Origin of the sequence: Burkholderia sp. COPS (assembly GCF_019425585.1) — a bacterium.
Classification (GTDB): domain Bacteria; phylum Pseudomonadota; class Gammaproteobacteria; order Burkholderiales; family Burkholderiaceae; genus Burkholderia; species Burkholderia cepacia.
In genome coordinates this window covers 1-19,123 of record NZ_WIXR01000075.1, presented here as the reverse complement: position 1 = coordinate 19,123, position 19,123 = coordinate 1, and the positions used below count along the sequence as shown (strand labels likewise).

The window sequence follows — 19,123 nt, the reverse complement described above, 5'->3', positions numbered from 1 at the left end:
GGGGGGGGGGGGGGGGGGGGGGGGGGGGGGGGGGGGGGGGGGGGGGGGGGGGGGGGGGGGGGGGGGGGGGGGGGGGGGGGGGGGGGGGGGGGGGGGGGGGGGGGGGGGGGGGGGGGGGGGGGGGGGGGGGGGGGGGGCCGGAAGCCTGCCGGTGCCGCGACAGCGACCGTGGCGGCGGGCGGCGGGGGCGTCACGACCACCGCAGCGGGCGGAGGCGGTGCGACGGGCACCGGCACCGGCACCGGCACCCCGACAGGAACCGGCACCGTCCCGCCGGCCACGACGACCGCGCCGCCTGCCGCCGTGCTGCCGTGGATCACCGTCGTGCCGCCGGTCGAGACGGTGCCGCCGTGTACGACCGTCGAGCCCCCCGACGTCGTCACGACGCCCGGCGCCACGCGCGTCGCGCTGCCGGAATGCGTGACGCTTGCGCCGTCGGTGCCCGTCACGGTGCCCGAGCGCGAGCAGGTCGAGCCCGCGCAATTCGTCGACGCCGTATGGCTGGCCGTATTGCCGTTCGATCCCGTGATCGTGCCGCTCGACCCATACTGGCCCGGGCCGTTGCGCGTCACGCTGCCCGATGTCGTGGCGCTGCGGCCGTCCGAGCCCGTGAGCGAACCGGTATGCGAGCAGGTGCCGTCCGCGCAGCTCGTGTCGCCGCTGTGTTCCACCGAGCGCCCGTTCGGGCCGACGGCCGTGCCGCTGTTCGAGAACTGGCCGGGCGCGGTGCGCGTGACGGTGCCGGTATTGGTCGCGATCCCGCCGCCGGGGCCGATTACGCCGCCCGCATGCGAGCAGCTGCCGCCGCCGCACGAACCGGCGTGCGCGCCGTTGTAGGTGCCGCGCGGGGTGTACGCGGTGCCGTGGCCGGACCAGCCGGCGAAGGCCGGCGCGCAGGCGAGGGCGAGTGCGGCGGCGGTGACGAGGAAGCGGGTTTTCATCGGGTGTCCTTGCGGTTCGTTTCGGTGCACGCGGTGGCGTGGCGACGGAACGAACTTTAGGGCGACGACACGCGCCCGTCGCGTCATAAAAGATGTCGCGGTGTTACACGTGTCGTGCTGTTTCGAGGTACGACGAATGCGTATGCCGTCCGCGCCGATCGCGGGCATGCCGCGCCGGGCAAGGCTGCCGGCAGTGCTATCGCGTGAAGGCGGAGGGCGGCCGCGCGGGGCGGAACGTGTCGAGCGCGGCGCGAAATCGTGTCGCGGCGACATGCGGCGACACATTTGCGGGCCGATCCGCGCGTGCTCCGTGTCGAGCCACGTCACGCGAATTGAACGCATGCAGTTGAACGCATGCGGTGGGCCACACGCGACCGGAACCGGCTTCTCCGAAACATGAAGGGAACCGTCCGCCGTCGTATACCGTCCGAAGAATCGGCTTCCGGCCGGTCACGACTGTGCTCGCCTGCCGCGCAGGCTTGTCCATCGGCCCATGTCGTGTCGCACGCCATCGACCGCCTTCGTCACGACATGCGGCGACACATTTCCCGCCGGAGATGCCCACGCGCCGCCGCGAACCGGCCCGGCTCCAGTCGACAAGCGCGTGTGACCGCCGCGCATCACCTGAATGCCGCCGACCGCGACGTACCGCGACATACGGCGACATATTTCCCGCGTGGTCTTTCCGTTCCGCGCCCACTACAGTGCGTTCCATCCGACGCGATGGCGGCCCGTGCCGCCCATGACGCGTCCGACTCAACCGAAGGAACGACCCATCATGCTCACGACCACCGGAAAGCTCGCGTACTACGTCACGCTCTTCATCGTCGCCGTCTCGCTCGTCGAGGCGGCCGTGCTCACCTGGCGCCGCGCCCGCGGGCCCGAACCGTTCGACTGGAACGAGGTATGGCTGTCGCTCGCCGACCTCGCGGGCCGCAAGCTGCTCGCGCTGGTGCCGCTGTCGCTCGCCACGCCGGTGTTCGATTTCGCTTGGGCGCACCGGCTCTTCACGATCCCGCTCCACAGCGTCGCGCTCGCGCTGCTCGTGTTCGTCGGCCAGGAGTTCTGCTACTACTGGTATCACCGCGCGTCGCACCGCGTGCGCTTCTTCTGGTCGACCCATGCGGTGCATCACTCGCCGAACCAGTTGACGCTGTCGTCCGCATTTCGCCTCGGCTGGACCGGCAAGATCGCCGGCGCCGCGATGTTCTTCACGCCGCTTGTATGGCTCGGCGTGCGTCCGGAAGCCGTGCTCGCGATCCTGTCGTTCAACCTGATGTACCAGTTCTGGCTGCACAACACGTGGATGCCGAAGCTCGGCTGGCTCGAATACGTGTTCAATACGCCGTCCGCGCACCGCGTGCACCATGCGTCGAACCTCGACTACCTCGATGCGAACTACGGCGGCGTGCTGATCGTGTTCGACCGGCTGTTCGGCACCTATGTCGCCGAGCGCGACGACGAGCCGTGCCGTTTCGGCCTCGTCACGCCGACCCGTTCGCGCAATCCGTTCGTCGTCGAACTCGAACACTGGGCGAGCCTCGCCCGCGACGTCGCGACGGCCCGCGACGCGTGGACGGCGATCCGCTTCGTGCTGCTGCCGCCGGGCTGGCGCCCGGACAACCAGGGCGAAACGACGGAGGAACTGCGCCGCCGCCGCCTCGTCGCCGTGCGCACGGATGCGTGAACGCGCTACGCTGTGTCGAATTGCCGGTCGCGCATGCGTGCCGTGGCCGGCATGACCCATGCAATACGCATCATCAGGCAACCCTCGATCCAGGAGAAAACATCGATGGAACACGATTTCAAAGGCAAGGCAGTCGCGATCACCGGCGGGTTCGGCCATCTGGGCGTCGCGACGGCCGCGTGGCTCGGCGCGCGCGGCGCACGCGTCGCGCTGATCGGCCGCGGCGCGGCCCCGGCGGCAGAGGCACTGCCCGGCGTGCCGGCCGACGCGCTGCGCATCGGCGGCATCGATCTGGTCGATCCGCAGGCCGCCGCGCGGGCGCTCGATACCGTGCAGCGTGAATTCGGCCGGGTCGACGCGCTGCTGAACATCGCGGGCGCATTCGTGTGGCAGACGATCGCCGACGGCGACGCCGCCACGTGGGACCGCATGTACGAACTGAACGTGAAGACCGCGCTGAACGCATCGAAGGCCGCGCTGCCGCACCTGCTGGCGAACCCGGCCGGGCGTATCGTCAACATCGGCGCGGGCGCGGCGTTCAAGGCCGGCGCGGGAATGGGCGCCTATGCGGCCGCGAAGGCCGGCGTCGCGCGGCTCACCGAGGCGCTGGCGGCCGAACTGCTCGACCGTGGCGTGACGGTGAACGCGATCCTGCCGAGCATCATCGATACGCCGCCGAACCGCGCGGACATGCCGGACGCGGATTTCTCGCGCTGGGTGCGGCCGGAACAGATCGCGGCGACGATCGGCTTCCTGCTGTCGGCCGACGCGCAGGCGATCACCGGCGCGTCGATTCCGGTGACCGGCCGCGTCGCGTAGTCCGGCGGGCACGGGCTCGCGCTCGCGCGGCGGCCGGCCGTGCGTACAATGGCGCACCGGACCCACGCGAGCCCAGCCCGAGACCATGCATCAGCCCCATATCCTGATCGTCGAAGATGAAGTGGCGATCGCGGACACGATCGTCTACGCCCTCGGCACCGACGGCATGCAGACCGTCCACTGCACCCTCGGGCAGGCGGCGCTCGACCGCCTGCGCGATGCGCGCTTCGACCTCGTCGTGCTCGACGTCGGCTTGCCGGACCTCAGCGGCTTCGAGGTATGCCGGCGGCTGCGCACGTTCTCCGACGTGCCGGTGATCTTCCTCACCGCGCGGCACGACGAAATCGACCGGATCGTCGGGCTCGAGATCGGTGCCGACGATTACGTGGTCAAGCCGTTTTCGCCACGCGAGCTGGCGGCCCGGGTGCGCGTGATCCTGCGGCGTTTCCACCGGGCGGCCGCCCCCGAATCGATACCCGCGCCCGCGCCGGCACCCGATGCGACGACCGCACCGGGCTTCACGGTCGATACCGATGGCGCGCGCGTGTCGTGGCTCGGCCACGCACTGGATCTCACGCGCTACGAATTCGGGCTGCTGGCGCTGCTGGTCCGGCATCCCGGGCGCATCTACTCGCGCGAGCAGCTGATGGATCTCGTGTGGCACGAGGCCTTCGATTCGGCCGACCGCACGGTCGACACGCACATCAAGACGCTGCGCGCCAAGCTGCGCGCGATCGACCCCGAGCGCGACCCGATCCGCACCCATCGCGGGATGGGTTATTCGCTGCAACCGTAACGACCGGCACCGCCCATGCATATCGGCCTGCGCATCTTCTTCGGCTTTTTCCTGATCGTCGGGCTGGCCGCGCTGATCACGCTGCGCGTGTTCGTGCAGGAGGTGAAGCCCGGCGTGCGCGAGGCGATGGAGGACACCCTCGTCGATACCGCGCAAGTGCTCGCGACGCTGGCCGCCGACGACATGGCCAGCGGCCATATCGCCGACGGCGCTTTCGCGCGGCAGCTCGCGCAACTTCACGAACGCCCGGTCAGCGCGAACGTGTGGGGCGTGCAGAAGAACGTGATCGGCTACCGCCTCTACATCACCGACGCGCACGGCATCGTGCGCTACGACTCGACCGGCCGCGCGCTCGGGCAGGACTATTCGCGCTGGAACGACGTGTACCGGACGCTGCGCGGCGAATACGGCGCGCGCAGCACGCGCAGCGATCCGAACGACGACAGCAGCACCGTGATGCACGTGGCGGCACCGATCCGGCGCGGCAACGAGATCATCGGCGTGCTGACGATCGCGAAGCCGAACCAGACGGTCGCGCCGTTCATCGCGCGCAGCCAGCGCAAGATCATGCTGTACGGCGCGCTGCTGATGGGCGGCGCGATCCTGATCGGCGTCGCGTGCACCTGGTGGCTGGTGGTCGGGCTGCGTCGCCTGCAGCGCTATGCGCGCGCGATTGCGGCGGGCGAGCGGGCCGACATGCCGCTGCAGGGCGCGAGCGAGCTGGCCGAGCTCGGGCGCGCGGTGGAAAGCATGCATCAGCGGCTGGAGGACCGGCAGTACGTCGAGAACTACATCCACACGCTCACGCACGAGATGAAAAGCCCGCTGGCGGCGATCAGCGGTACAGCCGAGCTGTTGCAGGAAGACATGCCGGTTGCGAACCGCCGGCGCTTCACTGAGAACATCCGTCGCCAGGCCGGCCGCCTCGAACAGATGATCCGCAAGCTGCTCGCGCTCGCCGAAGTCGAACAGAAGCAGCGGCTGTCGGTGCGCGAACCGGTCGCGCTGCGGCCGGTGCTCGAACAGCTCGTCGACGATATCGAGCCGCGCGCACGGCAGCGCGGCGTGAACCTGGCGATCGACGCGAACGACGCGGCCGCCCCGGCGGTCGTCGAAGGCGATCCGTTCCTGCTGCGCCAGGCGCTCGGCAACCTGCTCGACAACGCGCTGGATTTCGCGCCGCGGGGCAGCACGATCCGCATCGCGCTCGAACGGCAGCCGGCGGGCAGGGCGCACGTCGCGATCGTGCGCGTCGCCGATGACGGCCCCGGCGTGCCCGACTACGCACTGGCGCGCGTGTTCGAGCGCTTCTATTCGCTGCCGCGCCCCGACGGGCAGGATCGCAGCACGGGCCTCGGGCTGTGTTTCGTCCGCGAAGTCGCGATGCTGCACCGCGGCCAGGTCGCGCTCGCGAACCGCGACGAAGGCGGCGCGTGCGCGACGCTCACGCTGCCGTCGGCGGCCTGACCGCGCTTCACGTTCGCCCCACATTCGCCCCACATTCGCTTCACACCGGCTTCAATCGCCCTTCACCGGGCCGGCGCATGCTGGCGGTACCTTTTACTCCGGTACCTGTCGGCCATGAATCGAGTCCTGTTGTTCAAATTCGTGATCACCGCGTTGCTTGCGCTGCTGATCCTGATCCCGCTGCAGATGGTGCAAAGCATCGTGCACGAACGCTCCGCGTATCGCATGGACGCGCTGCAGAGCATCTGGTCGAGCTATGCGGGGCCGCAGACGGTGTCGGGGCCCGTGCTTGTCGTGCCTTACACGGAAGTCACGCGCGTGCGCGACGAGACGCCCGCCGGCGGCGCGACGAAGACGAGCCTGAGAAGCGAGACGAAGCGCCTGCTCGTGTTTCCGAAGACGCTGAACGTCGACGGCACGCTGACGACCAGCGTCCGCTATCGCGGCATCCACAAGGCGCTGGTGTACGAACTGACGAGCCGGTTGACCGGCACGCTGGCGTTGCCGGACCTGAAGAAGCTGCCGCAGGCGGACGGCCACGTGAGCTTCAAGGTCGACAACGCCTATGTCGCGATCGGCATCGGCGACATTCGCGGGCTGACCGCGCAACCCGACGTGCGTATCGGCGGCGCGCGTTTCGACGTGGAGCAGGGCACGCGGCTGGACAGCCTGCGCCAGGGTGTGCACGCGAACGTCGACCTCGCGGCGCTGGCCGAAGCAGGCGCGGGAGCGGGAGCTGGCGCGGTCGTGCCGTTCAGCATCGACCTGCCGCTGCGGGGCGCGGAGTCCGTCGCGTTCGCGCCGGTGGGCGACCAGAACGATTTCTCGCTGAAGTCGACGTGGCCGCATCCGAGTTTCGACGGCGCGTTCCTGCCGAACAACCGCACGGTCGATGCGCGCGGCTTCACCGGCAACTGGCGTGTGACGTCGTTCAACACGAAGGCGCGCGAGCAGATCGCGACCGGCAACGGGGAAGGCGCGATCGAAACGGCGTCGGTGTCGATGATCGAACCCGTGAACGTCTATCTGCAGGCCGAACGCGCAACGAAGTACGGTGCGCTGTTCGTGATGCTCACGTTCGCGAGCTTCTTCATGTACGAGCTCGTGAAGCGGCTGCGCATTCACCCGATCCAGTACGCGCTGGTCGGCCTGTCGCTCGCGCTGTTCTTCCTGCTGCTGCTGAGCCTCTCCGAACACATCGCGTTTGCGTATGCGTATCTCGCGGCGAGCGGTGCATGCATCGGGCTGCTCGGTTTCTACCTGTCGTTCGTGCTGCACAGCGTGAAGCGCGGCGCGGTGTTCTCGGCGCTGCTCGCGGTGCTGTACGCGGCGCTCTACGGGCTGCTGCTGTCGGAAGACAACGCGCTGATGCTCGGTTCGCTGCTGCTGTTCGCGATCCTCGCCGGCATCATGACGCTCACGCGCCGCGTCGACTGGTATTCGCTCGGCGCCGCGTGGCAACCGTTGGCCGACAAGGCGGCCGCGGGCGCCGTGAAGCCGGGCGCGCAGGCGAAGTAGGCACGCGGGTGGCGAGGAAGCGCCGGTCGGCAATGCGACGGCCGGCGCGTCATCCGGCGCGGGACAGCCGCGCTTCACGCGCGCGATGCGGGCCGGCGAAAACGCGCGAGCGGAATTTCGGCGACGGCGGTGATCTCGATCAGCAGGTCGGGATGGTAGAGACGTTCGACCTGGACGGTCGTCGTCACCGGATAGGGCGCGGCGAAATACGTGCTGCGGATGTCGCCGGCCTGCATGAAGGCATCGATGTCGGTCGCATGGTGGACGAGCGAGATCACGTCCTGCATCTGCCCGCCCATCGCGGCGAGCACGGCGCGGATGTTGTCGAGCGTCTGCCGCACCTGCATGCGCATGTCGCCGTGGCCGACCACCTGGCCGTCGCGGTCGAGCGCCACTTGCCCCTTCAGATGCACGATCCGGCCGTTGCCCTGGATCACGGCCATCGAGAACGCGCCGAACGGCGCCCAGACTTCCGGCGGATTCACTGCTTCGGCCATCACGCGGCTCCTGTGGGGCGGCGGCTGCACGGCTTGCGGCGAGCGGCCGCGCAACGGAGGCGCGCCGTCGACAGCACCGCTCGCTTCGTCGACAATCGCGCCATTATGGATGAACGCGCGGCGACGCATGGGGCGTTGTTCCGCGATCAAGACGACACACATGGACGATATCCGCGTCATCAAGGATCGTGCGGCGCTCGACGGCACCGCGTACGTCGAACTCATGGGCGGGCCGTATGCGCGCACCTGCTGGAATGCCGGGTCGCTGTTCTTCGACGAGGAAGTGTTCGGGCTGCTCGAGGCGGCAATCGCGCGGCAGATCCCCGACTACGACCATTACGCGTTCAACGCCGTCGGCATGGCCGACTGGCTTGCGATCGTCGCCGAACTGGCCGACACGGGCAGGAGGCTCGGCAACGCCGCGCAGCGCACCGACGCGCTCGACCGGCTCGGTTTCATTTTCAGCGGATCGCGGCAGGCTTTCGTCGCGCGTCTCGACGCAAGCTGCGCCGCGCTGGCCGGCGTGATCGCGGAAGTCGACGCGTGGACACGCGACGTTCGGCTTCGCCACGACCAGGTGACGATCCTGGGGATGTGATGCAGCGTTTGCCGGGTGTCACCGCCGACAGGCCGGGCGGCATCCACTTATACTGGATCTTTTCCGCCATTCGATTTTCGCCGTGCCCACGCCTGCCCCCACCGATCCGTCCATCGACGATCCGCGTCCGACCCCGCCCGTACAGCCCGAACTGGAAGACTGCTGCAACAGCGGTTGTTCGCCGTGCGTTTTTGACCTGTACGACGAAGCACTGGCGCGCTATCGCGTCGAACTGGCGGAGTGGGAAGCGCGGCACGCGCAGCGCAAGCCATGACGACACGCCCGATGCCGGCAAGCGGTGCGCACGTGCCGCGCGTCTCGAGCCGCGCCGGCAATGCGCGCCGGCTCCGCGTCACGCGCCCGCATGCAGCCGCCGATGCAGCGGCCCGAGCATGGCCGACAGCGCGATGCACGCGAGCAGCACGGCCGTCAGCGCGAACATCGACGTTCTGAAGCCCTGCACATAATCGAGCGCGGCCGGATGCGTGCCGAGCCGCGCGAAGAACACGCCACCGAGCGTCGCCGCGCCGACGGCCGCGCCGATCTGCAGCATCGCGGTGACCATGCCGGACGCCACGCCCGCGCGCGCGGTATCGACTTCCGCGAGCACGATCCGCACGACCGACGGCAGCACGAGGCCCTGGCCGACACCGATCGCCGCGATCCCCACGTAGAAGCCGGGGCCCGGCGCGGCCGCACCGGCAAGCGCGGCGGCCGTCGCGACGCCGGCCGCGAGCATCGCGAAACCGAGCGTGAGCACGCGATAGCCGCCGAACCGGCCGACGAGTCGCGGCATCAGCAGCGGGCTCGACAGGAAGCCGAGCCCGAGCGGCAGGATCGCGAGCCCCGATGCGAGCGGCGACCAGTTCAGGCAGCCCTGCAGATAGATCCCGTAGCTCAGGAAGAACGCGCTCAGCGTATAGAACAGGAACGCCAGCACGAGCCCGAGTGCGACGACCGGGTTCCGGAACAGGCGCACGTCGAGCAGCGGATCGTGGCCGCCCGCGAGACGGCGCGCCTCGACCGCCAGCAGCGCGCCGAGCATCGGCAGCGCGCCGACGAGGCACGCGACCATCCATAGCGGCCAGCCGGCCTCGCGCCCGTGCGTGAGCGGGTAGACGAGCATCAGCAGGAACAGCGACAGCAGTGCCATGCCGGGCACGTCGATGCGCTGGCTGCGCGGCGGCCGGCTTTCCGGGATGAAGCGCCAGCTGCCGACCAGCGCCAGGATGCCGATCGGCAGATTGACGAGGAAGATCGCGCGCCAGCCGAGCCCGAACGGATGCAGGCTGATCAGCGCACCGCCGCCGAGCTGGCCGATCACGGCCGCGAGGCCGAACACGAAACCGTAGAAGCCCATCACGCGCACCTGCTCCTGCGGGCTGAACACGCTGCGGATCGTCGCGAGCACTTGCGGCGCGAGGATCGCGGCGAACAGGCCCTGCAGCACGCGGCCGCCGACCAGCACCGCGCCGCTGCCGGCGAGCCCGCACAGCGTCGACGCGACGACGAAGCCGGCCATCCCGATCATGAACATGAGCTTGCGGCCGTACAGGTCGCCGAGCCGGCCGCCGGTGATCTGCACGACGGCGTTCGCGCACGCGTATGCCGACACGACGAGCTGCAGCTCGGCCGGGCGCGCGCCGATGCCGTCGCGGATGGCCGGCAGCGCCAGATTCACAATGAAGTAGTCGAGCGGCGGCAAAATCGCGCCAACCAGCAGGACCACCAGCGCCCAGCCGTGGTGGCTGCGCGGTGTCGCCGCGGCGGCCGTGCCGGCCGGGCCGCAGGGGGCAAGGGTGTCGTGGGTCATGGAAACCAGTCCGAAGAAACGAGGGCCGCATCCACGCCGGACGCGGCGCCGGGGGCGCCGGTTCGGCCGGGGGCGGGCGATTGACCCCCATTCTGGGTGGTGTCAATGAATCGGAAAAGCGGGAATTGGTGGTAGCATCCATCGGGTTATTCGATGGATGGAGAAGGGCGATGCGCGGTTTCGACCTGGATCAGTTGCGTACTTTCGCGGCGGTGGCGGATGCCGGCAGCCTGACGGCCGCCGCGCCGCTGCTGCACCTGTCGCAGTCGACGGTCAGCGAGCAGGTGCGCAAGCTCGAATCGCGCGCCGGCGTGCCGCTGTTCGTGCGCAGCAAGCGCGGCGTCGAGCCGACCCCGGCCGGCTCGCGGCTGCTGCAGCACGCGCGGCGCATCGTCGCGCTGAACGAGGCCGCGTTCGACGAAGTGCGCGGGCAGGCGATCAAGGGCGAACTGCGCGTCGCGATCACCGATTACTACCGGACGAACGAAGTCGCGGGCCTGCTGGCCCGGCTGCGGGAGTGCTACCCGCAACTGAGCCTGCACGTCAGCGCGATGAAGAGCGCGGACATCGAGGCGGCGCATGCGCGGGGGCAGGTCGATCTCGGCGTGGTGATGAACCTGTCGAGCGGGCCGTTCCGGCCGGCGTCGGCCGATACGCGCTGGGTGCTGCGGCGTGAGCCGCTGTCGTGGGTCGCGTCGCCCGCGCTCGCCGAGCAACTGCCCGAGCCGTTGCCGCTCGTGCTGCTGCCGGACGACTGCATGATGCATCAGGTCGCGGTGCGCGCGCTCGACGAACGGCATATGCCGTACCGGCTCGTGCACAGCGCGTCGGGGGTCGCGGGGCTGCAGTCGATGCTGGCGGCGGGGCTCGGTGTGGGCTGTCTGTGCGCGTCGGCGATCGGCGAGGGCATGATGCGGCTCGGCGCGAAATACCGTCTGCCGCCGCTGCCCGATGCGGTGTTTTCGCTGACGCCGCCGATGCCGGGCGAACGCGAAACCGTCACGCAGGCGCGCGAGGTGCTGTCGCGGCAATTGCTGATGTAGAACCGAGGAACCGTGGAACCGGGCCGCGCGATGCGCGGCGGCGCGTACCTGAGAGGCGCGCCAGGAGAAAAAAATGAACGACGAACTGCAACGCCAGATGGCCGCGAAGCTGCAGGATGCGCTGGAGCGCGTGGTCGACGAACGCTCGCTGATCCACTTCCTGCGCGTGCTCGGCCACGACTGGAACAAGGAGCGGCAGCTCGAGGCCGACCTGCCGCCGTCGCCGTATGCGCGCGCCGCGCTCGGCTGGGAAAACCACTCGATCGGCGAGTACCTGGACGCGATGGTCGACTGGGCCGAGGCGTCGGAGGAAGGGCTGCGCTACTACGACCTGCCCGACAATCCGTGGCGGCGCATGGCGGACATCCTGTTCGCCGGGAAAAGCTACGAATAGCGCCGCTCGGGCGATTCGTTTGCTTTACCTTCGCCGCTGCGAATCGCTCAACGGCTCAACGGCTCAACGGCTCAACGGCTGAACGGCTGAACGGCCCAACCGCCCAACCGCCTATTCGGCCGGTTCGCCGTTCACATACGCACGCAGCCCGTCGGCCAGCGCATCGAACACCGCACGGCAGCGCGGGTTCGTGCGCAAGTCCTCGTGCATCACGACCCACGTTTCCAGCTGCATCGCGGGCCCGTCCGGCAGCACGCGCACGAGCCGCGCGTCCCGTTTCGCGAGCCCGGTCTGGCAGAAGCCGATTCCGTAGCCGGCGCGGATCATCGCGAGCTGCGCCAGGTTGCTGTCGGTGCGCAGCGAGAATGCGTCGCGCTTCCACATCGGCATGCCGCGGCCCGCCGAGCGGATGAACGGCGTGACCGTGTCGAAGCCGATCAGCGCGTGATGCGCGAGTTCGTCGATCGTCGCGGGCGCCCCGTTGCGCGCCAGGTAGTCGTCGCGCGCATACAGCGCGACATCGATTTCGCCGATGCGCCGCGCCACGAGCGCCTCCTGCGCGGGCGGCGCCATCCGGACCGCGATGTCGGCCTCGCGCTTGAGCACGTCCTGGATGCGGTCGGTCGGCACCAGCTCGATGACGAGCCCCGGATGGTTGCGCCGCAATTGCGCGAGAACCGCCGGGAGCACTTCGACGGCGATCACGTCGCTGGCCGAGATCCGCACGATGCCGCGCACGCCGGCGCCGTGGCTCGCGGCCGCCCGCTCGAACGCGGCGGCCGCGCTGCGCAGCGCCTCCGCATGGCCGCGCAGCGCGAGCGCCGCCTCGGTCGGCAGCAGGCCGGACGGCGAGCGCGTGAACAGCGTTTGGCCGAACGCGGCCTCGAGTGCCGCGACGTGGCGGCCGGCCGTCGGCTGCGTGATGCCGAGCGCCCGCGCCGCGCCGGACAGCGAGCCTTCCGTCAGCACGGCAAGGAAGGTGCGGTAGCGTTCCCAGTTCAGATCGGTGGTCATGCATAAATGTATAGCCGATCCATTGTGTTCGGCAATTCCTTGATAGCCTCCGGCGCGCCAGAATGCGTGTCATGACGGTTCATTCAAGGAGAGCGGCAATGACGAACCACGCAGGCGGGACGCAACGGCAGGCACTCGTGCTCGGCGCAAGCGGCGGGATTGGCGGGGAAGTCGCGCGGCAGCTGCGCGATGCGGGCTGGCAGGTGCGCGCGCTGAAGCGCGGGCTCGACGCCGACACCGTGGAGCGCGACGGCATCGCATGGATGCGCGGCGACGCGATGGACCGCGACGCGGTCGTCCGGGCCGCGCGCGGGTGCAGCGTGATCGTGCACGCGGTGAATCCGCCCGGCTACCGGAACTGGGCCGGGCAGGTGCTGCCGATGATCGACAACACGATCGCGGCGGCGCAGGCGGAGCAGGCCACCGTCGTGCTGCCGGGTACGGTGTACAACTACGGCGCCGATGCGTTTCCGGTGCTGCACGAAGATGCGCCGCAGCATCCGTCGACGCGCAAGGGCGCGATCCGCGTCGAACTGGAGCGCCGGCTGCAGGATGCGGCCGCGCATGGCGTTCGCACGATCATCGTGCGCGCAGGCGATTTCTTCGGGCCGAAGCTCACCGGCAACAGCTGGTTTGCGGCGGGGCTCGTCAAGGCCGGGCAGCCGGTGGCGGCCATCAGCGTGCCGGGGCGGGACGGCGTCGGGCATCAGTGGTCGTATGTGCCGGACGCCGCGCGCACGATGGTCGAGCTGATCGAGCGGCGCGACACGCTCGAACCGTTCGCGCGCTTTCACCTCGGCGGGCACTGGGACGCGGACGGCACGCAGATGGCGGACGCCGTGCGCCGCGTCGCGCAGCGGCACGGGCTGCGTCCGACGATGCGCAAGTTCCCGTGGTGGTTCGTGTGGGTCGCGGCGCCGTTCGTCACGACGCTGCGCGAATTGCTCGAGATGCGCTACCTGTGGCGCGAGCCGATCCGGCTGGACAACACGCGGGTGACCGCGGTGCTCGGCCGCGAGCCGGTCACGCCGCTCGATACCGCGATCGAGGCGACGCTGGCGGGGCTCGGGTGTCTCAAGTGAGCAACGGGGGCGCGCGAACGCAATCGCGTTCTGCTATGATCCGCGCTCCCTTCCTCGACGCTGCTGCAGGAAGGTACCCACGACCGCCGGAATGCCGGAGGTCGCGTCGTACCTTTTTCATTTTCAGCAGCGATGTCTACCTTTCCTCGTTTAAAAAAGGCCTTGCAACGGCAAGGCATCCGTGTCGACCATCACGCCGGCATCTATCACCTGCGCAATGAACTGGCGCAGGCGTCCGTCCTGTTGCCCGCTTCGCTCCCGCTCGAGGAGAAGGCCGTCCAGCAGTTGCTTGCGTTCGCGGCCGTCCGTTCGCCGGATGGCCATCAGCGCGTATGCAAGGCCTGCGCGACGCCGGACTTTCATCCGGGCGGGGTCGCGCCCGTCGGCTCGATCGTCGCGACCAACGACGCGTTCGTGATTCCCGCCGCGATCGGCACCGATATCAACTGCGGGATGCGTCTCGTCACCACGGGCCTCAAGCGTTCGGCGCTCGCGCCGTTCGAGACGGCGCTCGTCGAGCGGCTGACGCGGGCGATTCTCGCCGACCGGCGCGACGTGCCGGTCGGCAGCGATGCCTTCCGCGCGCTGTTCGACGCGGGCCCGGCGGCATTCGTCGATCGCGTCGCGCCGCAGGGGCTCTGGGCGCACGTCGACCGCGACCGGCTCATCGACGAACTGTCGTCGTGCATCGGCCTCGACCGGTTCGACGGCAGCGCGAAATACGCGCCCGACGCGCATGTCGGGTCGCGCGAGGTATTCCGCGACCCTTGCCTCGGCACTCCGGGCTCGGGCAATCATTTCGTCGAACTGCAGGTGGTCGACGCCGTGCTCGACCGGCATGCGGCCTACCGGGCGGGACTCGCGAAGGACGACGTCGTCGTGATGATCCACAGCGGTTCGCGCGATGTCGGCTTCTACGTCGGGCGACGCTGGATGGACCGGGCGCGCGCGGCATGGCCGGCGGGCGTCAGGCATCCGGAAAGCGGCCTGTACGGCCTTTCCGGCGAGCTGGCGCGCGACTATCTCGTCGCGATGGGCACCGCCGCGCGTTATGCGTGGCTCAACCGTGTCGTGCTTGCCGAGATGGTTCGCAAGGAACTGGCGGAGCTCACCGGCGAGACCCGTTCGGCACTCGTGGTCGACGTGCCGCACAACGTCGTGCTGCGCGAAAACGGGATGAACGTCCATCGCAAGGGGGCGACCCCCGCCCGCGACGGCGATCTCGCGCTGATTCCCGGATCGATGGGCGATGCGTCGTTTCTCGCGACGGGGCTCGGTCATCCCGACTGGCTGTGGTCGTGCAGCCACGGCGCCGGCCGCAGCGTGCGCCGGCAGGCGGTGCGGCGGATGCGCGCGGAGCAGGCGCCGGGCACGTGGCGCTGTGTGACGCTGCGCGACGAGCGCCGCATCGAGGAAGCGCCGGAAGCCTACAAGCCGATCGGGCCCGTGATCGACGCGCAGGAACAGGCCGGCCTCATTCGCAGCGCGGTCCGGTTGAAGCCGTGGGTCACGTTCAAGGCATGACGGGCGGCGGGGGCGGCGCGCACGCCGGCCGCCGCCGCGGCTTGCGCCGGGGCCGGCGATACGTCGTCCGCTTTCCCGGGCCGCGGTTTTGCCCGGGCATGGGTATGAGCACGGGAAAGCGTCCTGGTGAACCGACGAACCCGCGGGACAACAATTCTCCACATACCCGGGCGCGTCCGGTGAGCATCATGGCGGCAACGTCGAGAAAGCGAAACCGGGGGCGCAATGCTGCATGTCGGATGGAAAGTGTCGGTTGCGGGGGCAATCATGTTCGCGTTGAGCGGGTGCACCAACCTGGTGGGTGTGCTGTATTGCGACAACTCGCAGGTCAACTTCCCGGACTATCATTGCTTTCAGCCGTACTAGCCGGGGCGGGCGACGCGACGGAGCGCCGTCGTGCCCGTGTGTCCCGCGATGCCTCGTGGCCCGTCACGCGACGACCGGCAGCACCTCCACCGCATAGCGGTGCCGAAGGCTGCGCCCGAGCACCGGATCGTGCAGTTCCATTTCGAACGCATCGCCGTCGCCCATCGCCGCGATCGCGCCATGCACGGCGACCGTGCCGCCATACATCGCGCAGCGCGCGGGCATCGTGCGGCGATCGTCGAAGCGATGCCACAGCACGTCGGGCGCGAGCAGGCCGCTGACCGCGCCGTGCTGGTAGGCCGTGCGCTCGCCATCGCGCGGGATCAGCCACGCACGCATCTCGATTGCGTCCCAGTGATCCGCGACGTCCGCGTAAAGCCACGCGTCGCGACCGAGCGGCTTCGCGCACACCTGTTTCGACACCGCGACGCCGTAGGCCTCGACCTCGCGATCCGTATGGTCGGAGCCGACGGTCACGAGCGTGCCGGCCGGGCTGTCGACCAGCACGCATTCGATCTCGCCACCCGAGCGCGCGCCGAGCACGCCGATCGACGGCGCCTGCGTGAGCAGCGCGGCCGACACGCGATAGAAGCAGGGCGTGGTCGACGGCGGCGCAACGCCGAGCGCCGCGAGTTCGTCGATATGCGCGCGGATCGCCGCCGGATCGCGGCCGGCCCAGCCGGCGATCACGACGCGCTCGATCTCGACGTCGACGGTGGCCGGTGCGGGGTGACTGGAAATCACGTTGAACGACAGGGTTTGCATGCGGGTATCCGTTTGAAGTCCGAATGAAGTGAGCGACTCGCGGCGGTGCTCAATCCGCGAGCGGCCGGTGCGCGGTTTCGCGCGCGACGACGAGCGCGATCGACGTGACGACGAGCGCGGCGGCGACGTACAGCGACACGGCCGTCGTCGTGCCGGTCTGCCGGAACAGCGTGGCGATCACGAGCGGCGCGAAGCCGCCGCCGACGATGCCGGCGAGCGTGTACGCTAGCGACGAGCCCGCATAGCGCACGCGGGTCGGGAACTGCTCGGTCACGAACGCGCCCTGAGGGCCGTACATCACCGCGTGGATCACGAGGCCGATCGCGACGGCCGCGACGATCGCGCCCGGGCGCGCCGAATCGAGCATCGCGAAGAACACGAACGCCCACACGATCCCGGCGAGCGCGCCGGCGAGATAGACGGGCCGGCGGCCGAAGCGATCCGACAGCGCGCCAAAGAACGGCACCGCGAGCGCGTTGCAGGCCGTGCCGATCATCACGGCCGTCAGGGCGACGGGGCGCGACAGGTGCAGCACGGTCGTCACGTAGGTCAGCGTGAACACGACGATCAGCGCATACAGCACGTCCGAACCGATTCGCGAACCGCCCGCGATCAGCAGGCGCTTCCAGTGGTACTTCAGCACGTCCGCGACCGGCACCTCGGCGGTCGCGTGCGATTCGGCGAGCTGTTCGAACTGCGGCGTTTCGTCGACGCCGCGCCGCAGCCAGAAACCGAACACGACGAGCAGCGCGCTGGCCGCGAACGGCACGCGCCAGCCCCACGACAGGAAGTCCCCGGACGTGGTCGACAGCGTCACGAGCGCGATGCAGCCGGTGCCGAGCAGCGTGCCGAACGACGGGCCGATCTGCGTCCACGATGCGGACAACCCGCGCTGCTTCTGGTCGCCGTGCTCGACCGACAGCAGCACCGCGCCGGCCCATTCGCCGCCGAGCGCGACGCCCTGCACGAAGCGCAGCGCGACGAGCAGGATCGGGCTCAGGATGCCGGCCTGCGCATAAGTCGGCAGCGCCCCCATCAGCGCGGTCGTCACGCCCATCAGCACGAGCGTGAGCATCAGCACCGCGCGGCGGCCGATGCGGTCGCCGAGATTGCCGAACACGAAACCGCCGAGCGGGCGCGACACGTAGCCGACCGCATAGGTCGAGAACGCGAGGATCGTGCCGGCCAGCGGATCAACCGACGGAAAGAACAAGTGGTTGAAGACGAGCGCGGCGAGCGTGTTGTAGATCGTGAAGTCGTACCACTCGAGTGACGTGCCGATCATGCTCGCGGTCGCGAGTCGGCTGTTGCGGACGCGGCGGGGCGCGTGGGCGGCGGGCTGGGCGAGAGTGCTCATGGTGTCGGGCATGTCGTGACGGGGAACGGGATGGAGCGCCGGGCCGATGCGCGGGCGTGCCGCGCGCATGCGGGGCGACCGGCGTGGGCGACCGGCGTGGGCGACCGGCGCAGGCGATCAGGCCGGCAGCGCGGCGGCGGCAGCAGGCTCGGTGTCGACGGCGCCGCGTGCCGCATGCAGCGGCGCGGCGGCGCGCCACAGCAGCGCGAAGGTGCGCACGTCGTCGTGGCCGGCGAGCGTGGCGGCCACGCGTCGCGTCGCGGCCGCATCGCTGCCTTCGATCAGCACGAGCGCGTCGGCGGCCGGGCGGGCGGCCGCATCGGCGCCGATCGGTGCGGACAGGTCGGGCGCGGTGCGAAAAAGCCGTGCGGCATGGATGCCCGGTTCGTGCAGCACGTCGTCGAAGCGTTCGCGCAGCTGCGGCACGTCGATGCGATCCGGCGGCAGCACGAACAGTGCGAGATGCGCGCCTTCACCGTCGCCGGCCTCGATCGTCAGTTCGCCGACGCGCCGCTGCGTGCCCGTCATGCGCTCGAAGTTCGCGAGCGACCATGCGGTCTGCTGCGTGAACGCGCGCCGGTACGCATCGCCGTGGAATACGTCGAGCGCGTCCGTCACGTACAGCGCGAGGTACTTGCGCGGGCCGCGATCGGTCGCGCGAAAGCGCCGTGCATGCGTGAAGCCCGGAATCGCGACACGTTCCTGCATGTGCTCGCGGTCGTACCACGCGTTGAAATCGGCTTCGTGCGCGGGGTCGATATCCGTCCAGACGCAAAGCTGGCCGTGCGGAAGGGAGAAGCGGGTCATCGCGGGTTCCTCGTGACGGGGGGCGTGTCAGGAACCGCAGTGTCCCGAAGACGGGCCGTGCCCGTCCAACAAGAAAACAAATTCGCGGTGAACAGGTTTTCTTATGAGCGGCGCGGGCGGCGTTTGGCGGGGGACGTGGCGGGCGATGCGGATGGCGTCGTGCGTTTCGCTTTCGTCGGTGTTTTGGCTGTTGCCTTCGTCGCGGGGCGGGCGGGTGTGCCGTCCGTGCGATCGGCCGTGGTCGGTGTCGGTGTCACTTTCGCCGGCTTGGCGTGGCTTGCGGCGGCCGGCATCGCGCGTGCGACTTCGCTGGCCAGTTCCGCGATGCGCGCGGCCACCGGCAGGCCCTGGCTGCGGTACGTCGCGACGAGCGGCAGCGCGGGGAATTCGGGTTCGACGTCGAGCAGTTCCAGCGCGCCTTCGTGCAGCTCGCGCCCGATGATCGCGGGCGGCAGCGCGGCCACGCCGAAGCCGTCGGCGACGAGGCGGATCATCGCGGCGACCGACGTGATGCAGTTGATGCTGGCCGGCCGCTCGACGGCCGCGAACAGCCGTTCGATCGTCGCGTGCGGCCCCGAGTGGCGCGAGAAGCTGATGATCGGGAATTCGGCCAGGCGCGCGACGTCGAGCGGCTG

Annotated in this window: 18 protein-coding genes and 1 pseudogene; 11 read left to right on the top strand and 8 right to left on the bottom strand. The window is 69.8% G+C overall.

The window, feature by feature from the left end:
• Nucleotides 1-146 precede the first annotated feature (146 nt).
• A pseudogene (locus tag FOZ70_RS38365) lies at nt 147-941 on the bottom strand (hypothetical protein); the annotation flags it as partial.
• Nucleotides 942-1,719: 778 nt separating this feature from the next.
• Here FOZ70_RS38365 and FOZ70_RS36275 point away from each other — a divergent pair.
• The 5 genes from FOZ70_RS36275 (at nt 1,720) to creD (ending at nt 7,228) form a co-directional block, all read left to right on the top strand.
• Nucleotides 1,720-2,628 carry a sterol desaturase family protein gene (locus FOZ70_RS36275; protein ID WP_219707815.1) on the top strand — a complete coding sequence of 303 codons (909 nt, stop codon included), beginning with the start codon at nt 1,720-1,722 and terminating at the stop codon, nt 2,626-2,628.
• A 105-nt stretch (nt 2,629-2,733) separates the two neighbouring features.
• Nucleotides 2,734-3,447 carry an SDR family NAD(P)-dependent oxidoreductase gene (locus FOZ70_RS36270; protein ID WP_048026788.1) on the top strand — a complete coding sequence of 238 codons (714 nt, stop codon included), beginning with the start codon at nt 2,734-2,736 and terminating at the stop codon, nt 3,445-3,447.
• 85 nt (nt 3,448-3,532) lie between these two features.
• Nucleotides 3,533-4,243: a two-component system response regulator CreB gene (creB, locus tag FOZ70_RS36265; RefSeq protein WP_059492148.1), complete on the top strand. Its 711-nt coding sequence runs from the start codon at nt 3,533-3,535 to the stop codon at nt 4,241-4,243.
• Nucleotides 4,244-4,258: 15 nt separating this feature from the next.
• A complete protein-coding gene (creC, locus tag FOZ70_RS36260; RefSeq protein ID WP_219707814.1) occupies nt 4,259-5,710 on the top strand; it encodes a two-component system sensor histidine kinase CreC in 1,452 nt (483 codons plus the stop codon).
• A 114-nt stretch (nt 5,711-5,824) separates the two neighbouring features.
• Complete coding sequence (gene creD / locus FOZ70_RS36255; protein ID WP_059492149.1) at nt 5,825-7,228, top strand: cell envelope integrity protein CreD; 1,404 nt, start codon at nt 5,825-5,827, stop codon at nt 7,226-7,228.
• A 74-nt stretch (nt 7,229-7,302) separates the two neighbouring features.
• On the opposite strand, the gene FOZ70_RS36250 is transcribed toward creD, so the two are convergent.
• Complete coding sequence (locus FOZ70_RS36250; protein WP_104767172.1) at nt 7,303-7,725, bottom strand: RidA family protein; 423 nt, start codon at nt 7,723-7,725, stop codon at nt 7,303-7,305.
• Nucleotides 7,726-7,885: 160 nt separating this feature from the next.
• Between FOZ70_RS36250 and FOZ70_RS36245 the strand changes: the two genes are divergently transcribed.
• A complete protein-coding gene (locus tag FOZ70_RS36245; RefSeq protein WP_021158181.1) occupies nt 7,886-8,323 on the top strand; it encodes a hypothetical protein in 438 nt (145 codons plus the stop codon).
• Between the two features lie 82 nt (nt 8,324-8,405).
• Nucleotides 8,406-8,597 carry an oxidoreductase-like domain-containing protein gene (locus FOZ70_RS36240; RefSeq protein ID WP_021158182.1) on the top strand — a complete coding sequence of 64 codons (192 nt, stop codon included), beginning with the start codon at nt 8,406-8,408 and terminating at the stop codon, nt 8,595-8,597.
• Between the two features lie 78 nt (nt 8,598-8,675).
• Here FOZ70_RS36240 and FOZ70_RS36235 read toward each other — a convergent pair whose 3' ends face one another.
• On the bottom strand, nt 8,676-10,136 hold the full coding sequence (locus tag FOZ70_RS36235; protein WP_124475251.1) for an MFS transporter: 1,461 nt from the start codon (nt 10,134-10,136) through the stop codon (nt 8,676-8,678).
• 170 nt (nt 10,137-10,306) lie between these two features.
• On the opposite strand from FOZ70_RS36235, the gene FOZ70_RS36230 reads away from it, so the two are divergent.
• Entirely contained in the window at nt 10,307-11,179 is an 873-nt protein-coding gene (locus FOZ70_RS36230; RefSeq protein WP_059485416.1) for a LysR family transcriptional regulator, read from the top strand.
• A gap of 73 nt (nt 11,180-11,252) precedes the next feature.
• Nucleotides 11,253-11,573 carry a hypothetical protein gene (locus tag FOZ70_RS36225; protein ID WP_048026777.1) on the top strand — a complete coding sequence of 107 codons (321 nt, stop codon included), beginning with the start codon at nt 11,253-11,255 and terminating at the stop codon, nt 11,571-11,573.
• A gap of 111 nt (nt 11,574-11,684) precedes the next feature.
• Here FOZ70_RS36225 and FOZ70_RS36220 read toward each other — a convergent pair whose 3' ends face one another.
• Nucleotides 11,685-12,587: a LysR family transcriptional regulator gene (locus tag FOZ70_RS36220; protein ID WP_021158186.1), complete on the bottom strand. Its 903-nt coding sequence runs from the start codon at nt 12,585-12,587 to the stop codon at nt 11,685-11,687.
• A gap of 98 nt (nt 12,588-12,685) precedes the next feature.
• Here FOZ70_RS36220 and FOZ70_RS36215 point away from each other — a divergent pair, with 98 nt between their 5' ends.
• Nucleotides 12,686-13,669, top strand: a complete 984-nt coding sequence (locus FOZ70_RS36215) for an NAD-dependent epimerase/dehydratase family protein (protein WP_219707813.1) — start codon at nt 12,686-12,688, stop codon at nt 13,667-13,669.
• Between the two features lie 132 nt (nt 13,670-13,801).
• Nucleotides 13,802-15,193 carry an RtcB family protein gene (locus FOZ70_RS36210; RefSeq protein ID WP_219707812.1) on the top strand — a complete coding sequence of 464 codons (1,392 nt, stop codon included), beginning with the start codon at nt 13,802-13,804 and terminating at the stop codon, nt 15,191-15,193.
• Nucleotides 15,194-15,622: 429 nt separating this feature from the next.
• On the opposite strand, the gene FOZ70_RS36205 is transcribed toward FOZ70_RS36210, so the two are convergent.
• From FOZ70_RS36205 to FOZ70_RS36190, 4 genes are all read right to left on the bottom strand, one after another.
• Nucleotides 15,623-16,324: a DUF2848 domain-containing protein gene (locus tag FOZ70_RS36205; protein WP_059494773.1), complete on the bottom strand. Its 702-nt coding sequence runs from the start codon at nt 16,322-16,324 to the stop codon at nt 15,623-15,625.
• Nucleotides 16,325-16,373: 49 nt separating this feature from the next.
• Nucleotides 16,374-17,693, bottom strand: a complete 1,320-nt coding sequence (locus tag FOZ70_RS36200) for an MFS transporter (protein WP_219707811.1) — start codon at nt 17,691-17,693, stop codon at nt 16,374-16,376.
• A gap of 105 nt (nt 17,694-17,798) precedes the next feature.
• Nucleotides 17,799-18,488: a DUF4286 family protein gene (locus tag FOZ70_RS36195; protein ID WP_059619260.1), complete on the bottom strand. Its 690-nt coding sequence runs from the start codon at nt 18,486-18,488 to the stop codon at nt 17,799-17,801.
• A 101-nt stretch (nt 18,489-18,589) separates the two neighbouring features.
• A partial coding sequence (locus tag FOZ70_RS36190; RefSeq protein ID WP_258025831.1) for a LysR substrate-binding domain-containing protein occupies nt 18,590-19,123 on the bottom strand: 534 nt, incomplete at its 5' end.

Excerpts from the sequence above, each read along its gene's own strand:
- FOZ70_RS36275 (WP_219707815.1), top strand. The coding sequence starts at position 1,720 with ATGCTCACGACCACCGGAAAGCTCGCGTACTACGTCACGCTCTTCATC.
- FOZ70_RS36270 (WP_048026788.1), top strand. The coding sequence starts at position 2,734 with ATGGAACACGATTTCAAAGGCAAGGCAGTCGCGATCACCGGCGGGTTC.
- creB (WP_059492148.1), top strand. The coding sequence starts at position 3,533 with ATGCATCAGCCCCATATCCTGATCGTCGAAGATGAAGTGGCGATCGCG.
- creC (WP_219707814.1), top strand. The coding sequence starts at position 4,259 with ATGCATATCGGCCTGCGCATCTTCTTCGGCTTTTTCCTGATCGTCGGG.
- creD (WP_059492149.1), top strand. The coding sequence starts at position 5,825 with ATGAATCGAGTCCTGTTGTTCAAATTCGTGATCACCGCGTTGCTTGCG.
- FOZ70_RS36250 (WP_104767172.1), bottom strand. The coding sequence starts at position 7,725 with ATGGCCGAAGCAGTGAATCCGCCGGAAGTCTGGGCGCCGTTCGGCGCG.
- FOZ70_RS36245 (WP_021158181.1), top strand. The coding sequence starts at position 7,886 with ATGGACGATATCCGCGTCATCAAGGATCGTGCGGCGCTCGACGGCACC.
- FOZ70_RS36235 (WP_124475251.1), bottom strand. The coding sequence starts at position 10,136 with ATGACCCACGACACCCTTGCCCCCTGCGGCCCGGCCGGCACGGCCGCC.
- FOZ70_RS36230 (WP_059485416.1), top strand. The coding sequence starts at position 10,307 with ATGCGCGGTTTCGACCTGGATCAGTTGCGTACTTTCGCGGCGGTGGCG.
- FOZ70_RS36225 (WP_048026777.1), top strand. The coding sequence starts at position 11,253 with ATGAACGACGAACTGCAACGCCAGATGGCCGCGAAGCTGCAGGATGCG.
- FOZ70_RS36220 (WP_021158186.1), bottom strand. The coding sequence starts at position 12,587 with ATGACCACCGATCTGAACTGGGAACGCTACCGCACCTTCCTTGCCGTG.
- FOZ70_RS36215 (WP_219707813.1), top strand. The coding sequence starts at position 12,686 with ATGACGAACCACGCAGGCGGGACGCAACGGCAGGCACTCGTGCTCGGC.
- FOZ70_RS36210 (WP_219707812.1), top strand. The coding sequence starts at position 13,802 with ATGTCTACCTTTCCTCGTTTAAAAAAGGCCTTGCAACGGCAAGGCATC.
- FOZ70_RS36205 (WP_059494773.1), bottom strand. The coding sequence starts at position 16,324 with ATGCAAACCCTGTCGTTCAACGTGATTTCCAGTCACCCCGCACCGGCC.
- FOZ70_RS36200 (WP_219707811.1), bottom strand. The coding sequence starts at position 17,693 with ATGCCCGACACCATGAGCACTCTCGCCCAGCCCGCCGCCCACGCGCCC.
- FOZ70_RS36195 (WP_059619260.1), bottom strand. The coding sequence starts at position 18,488 with ATGACCCGCTTCTCCCTTCCGCACGGCCAGCTTTGCGTCTGGACGGAT.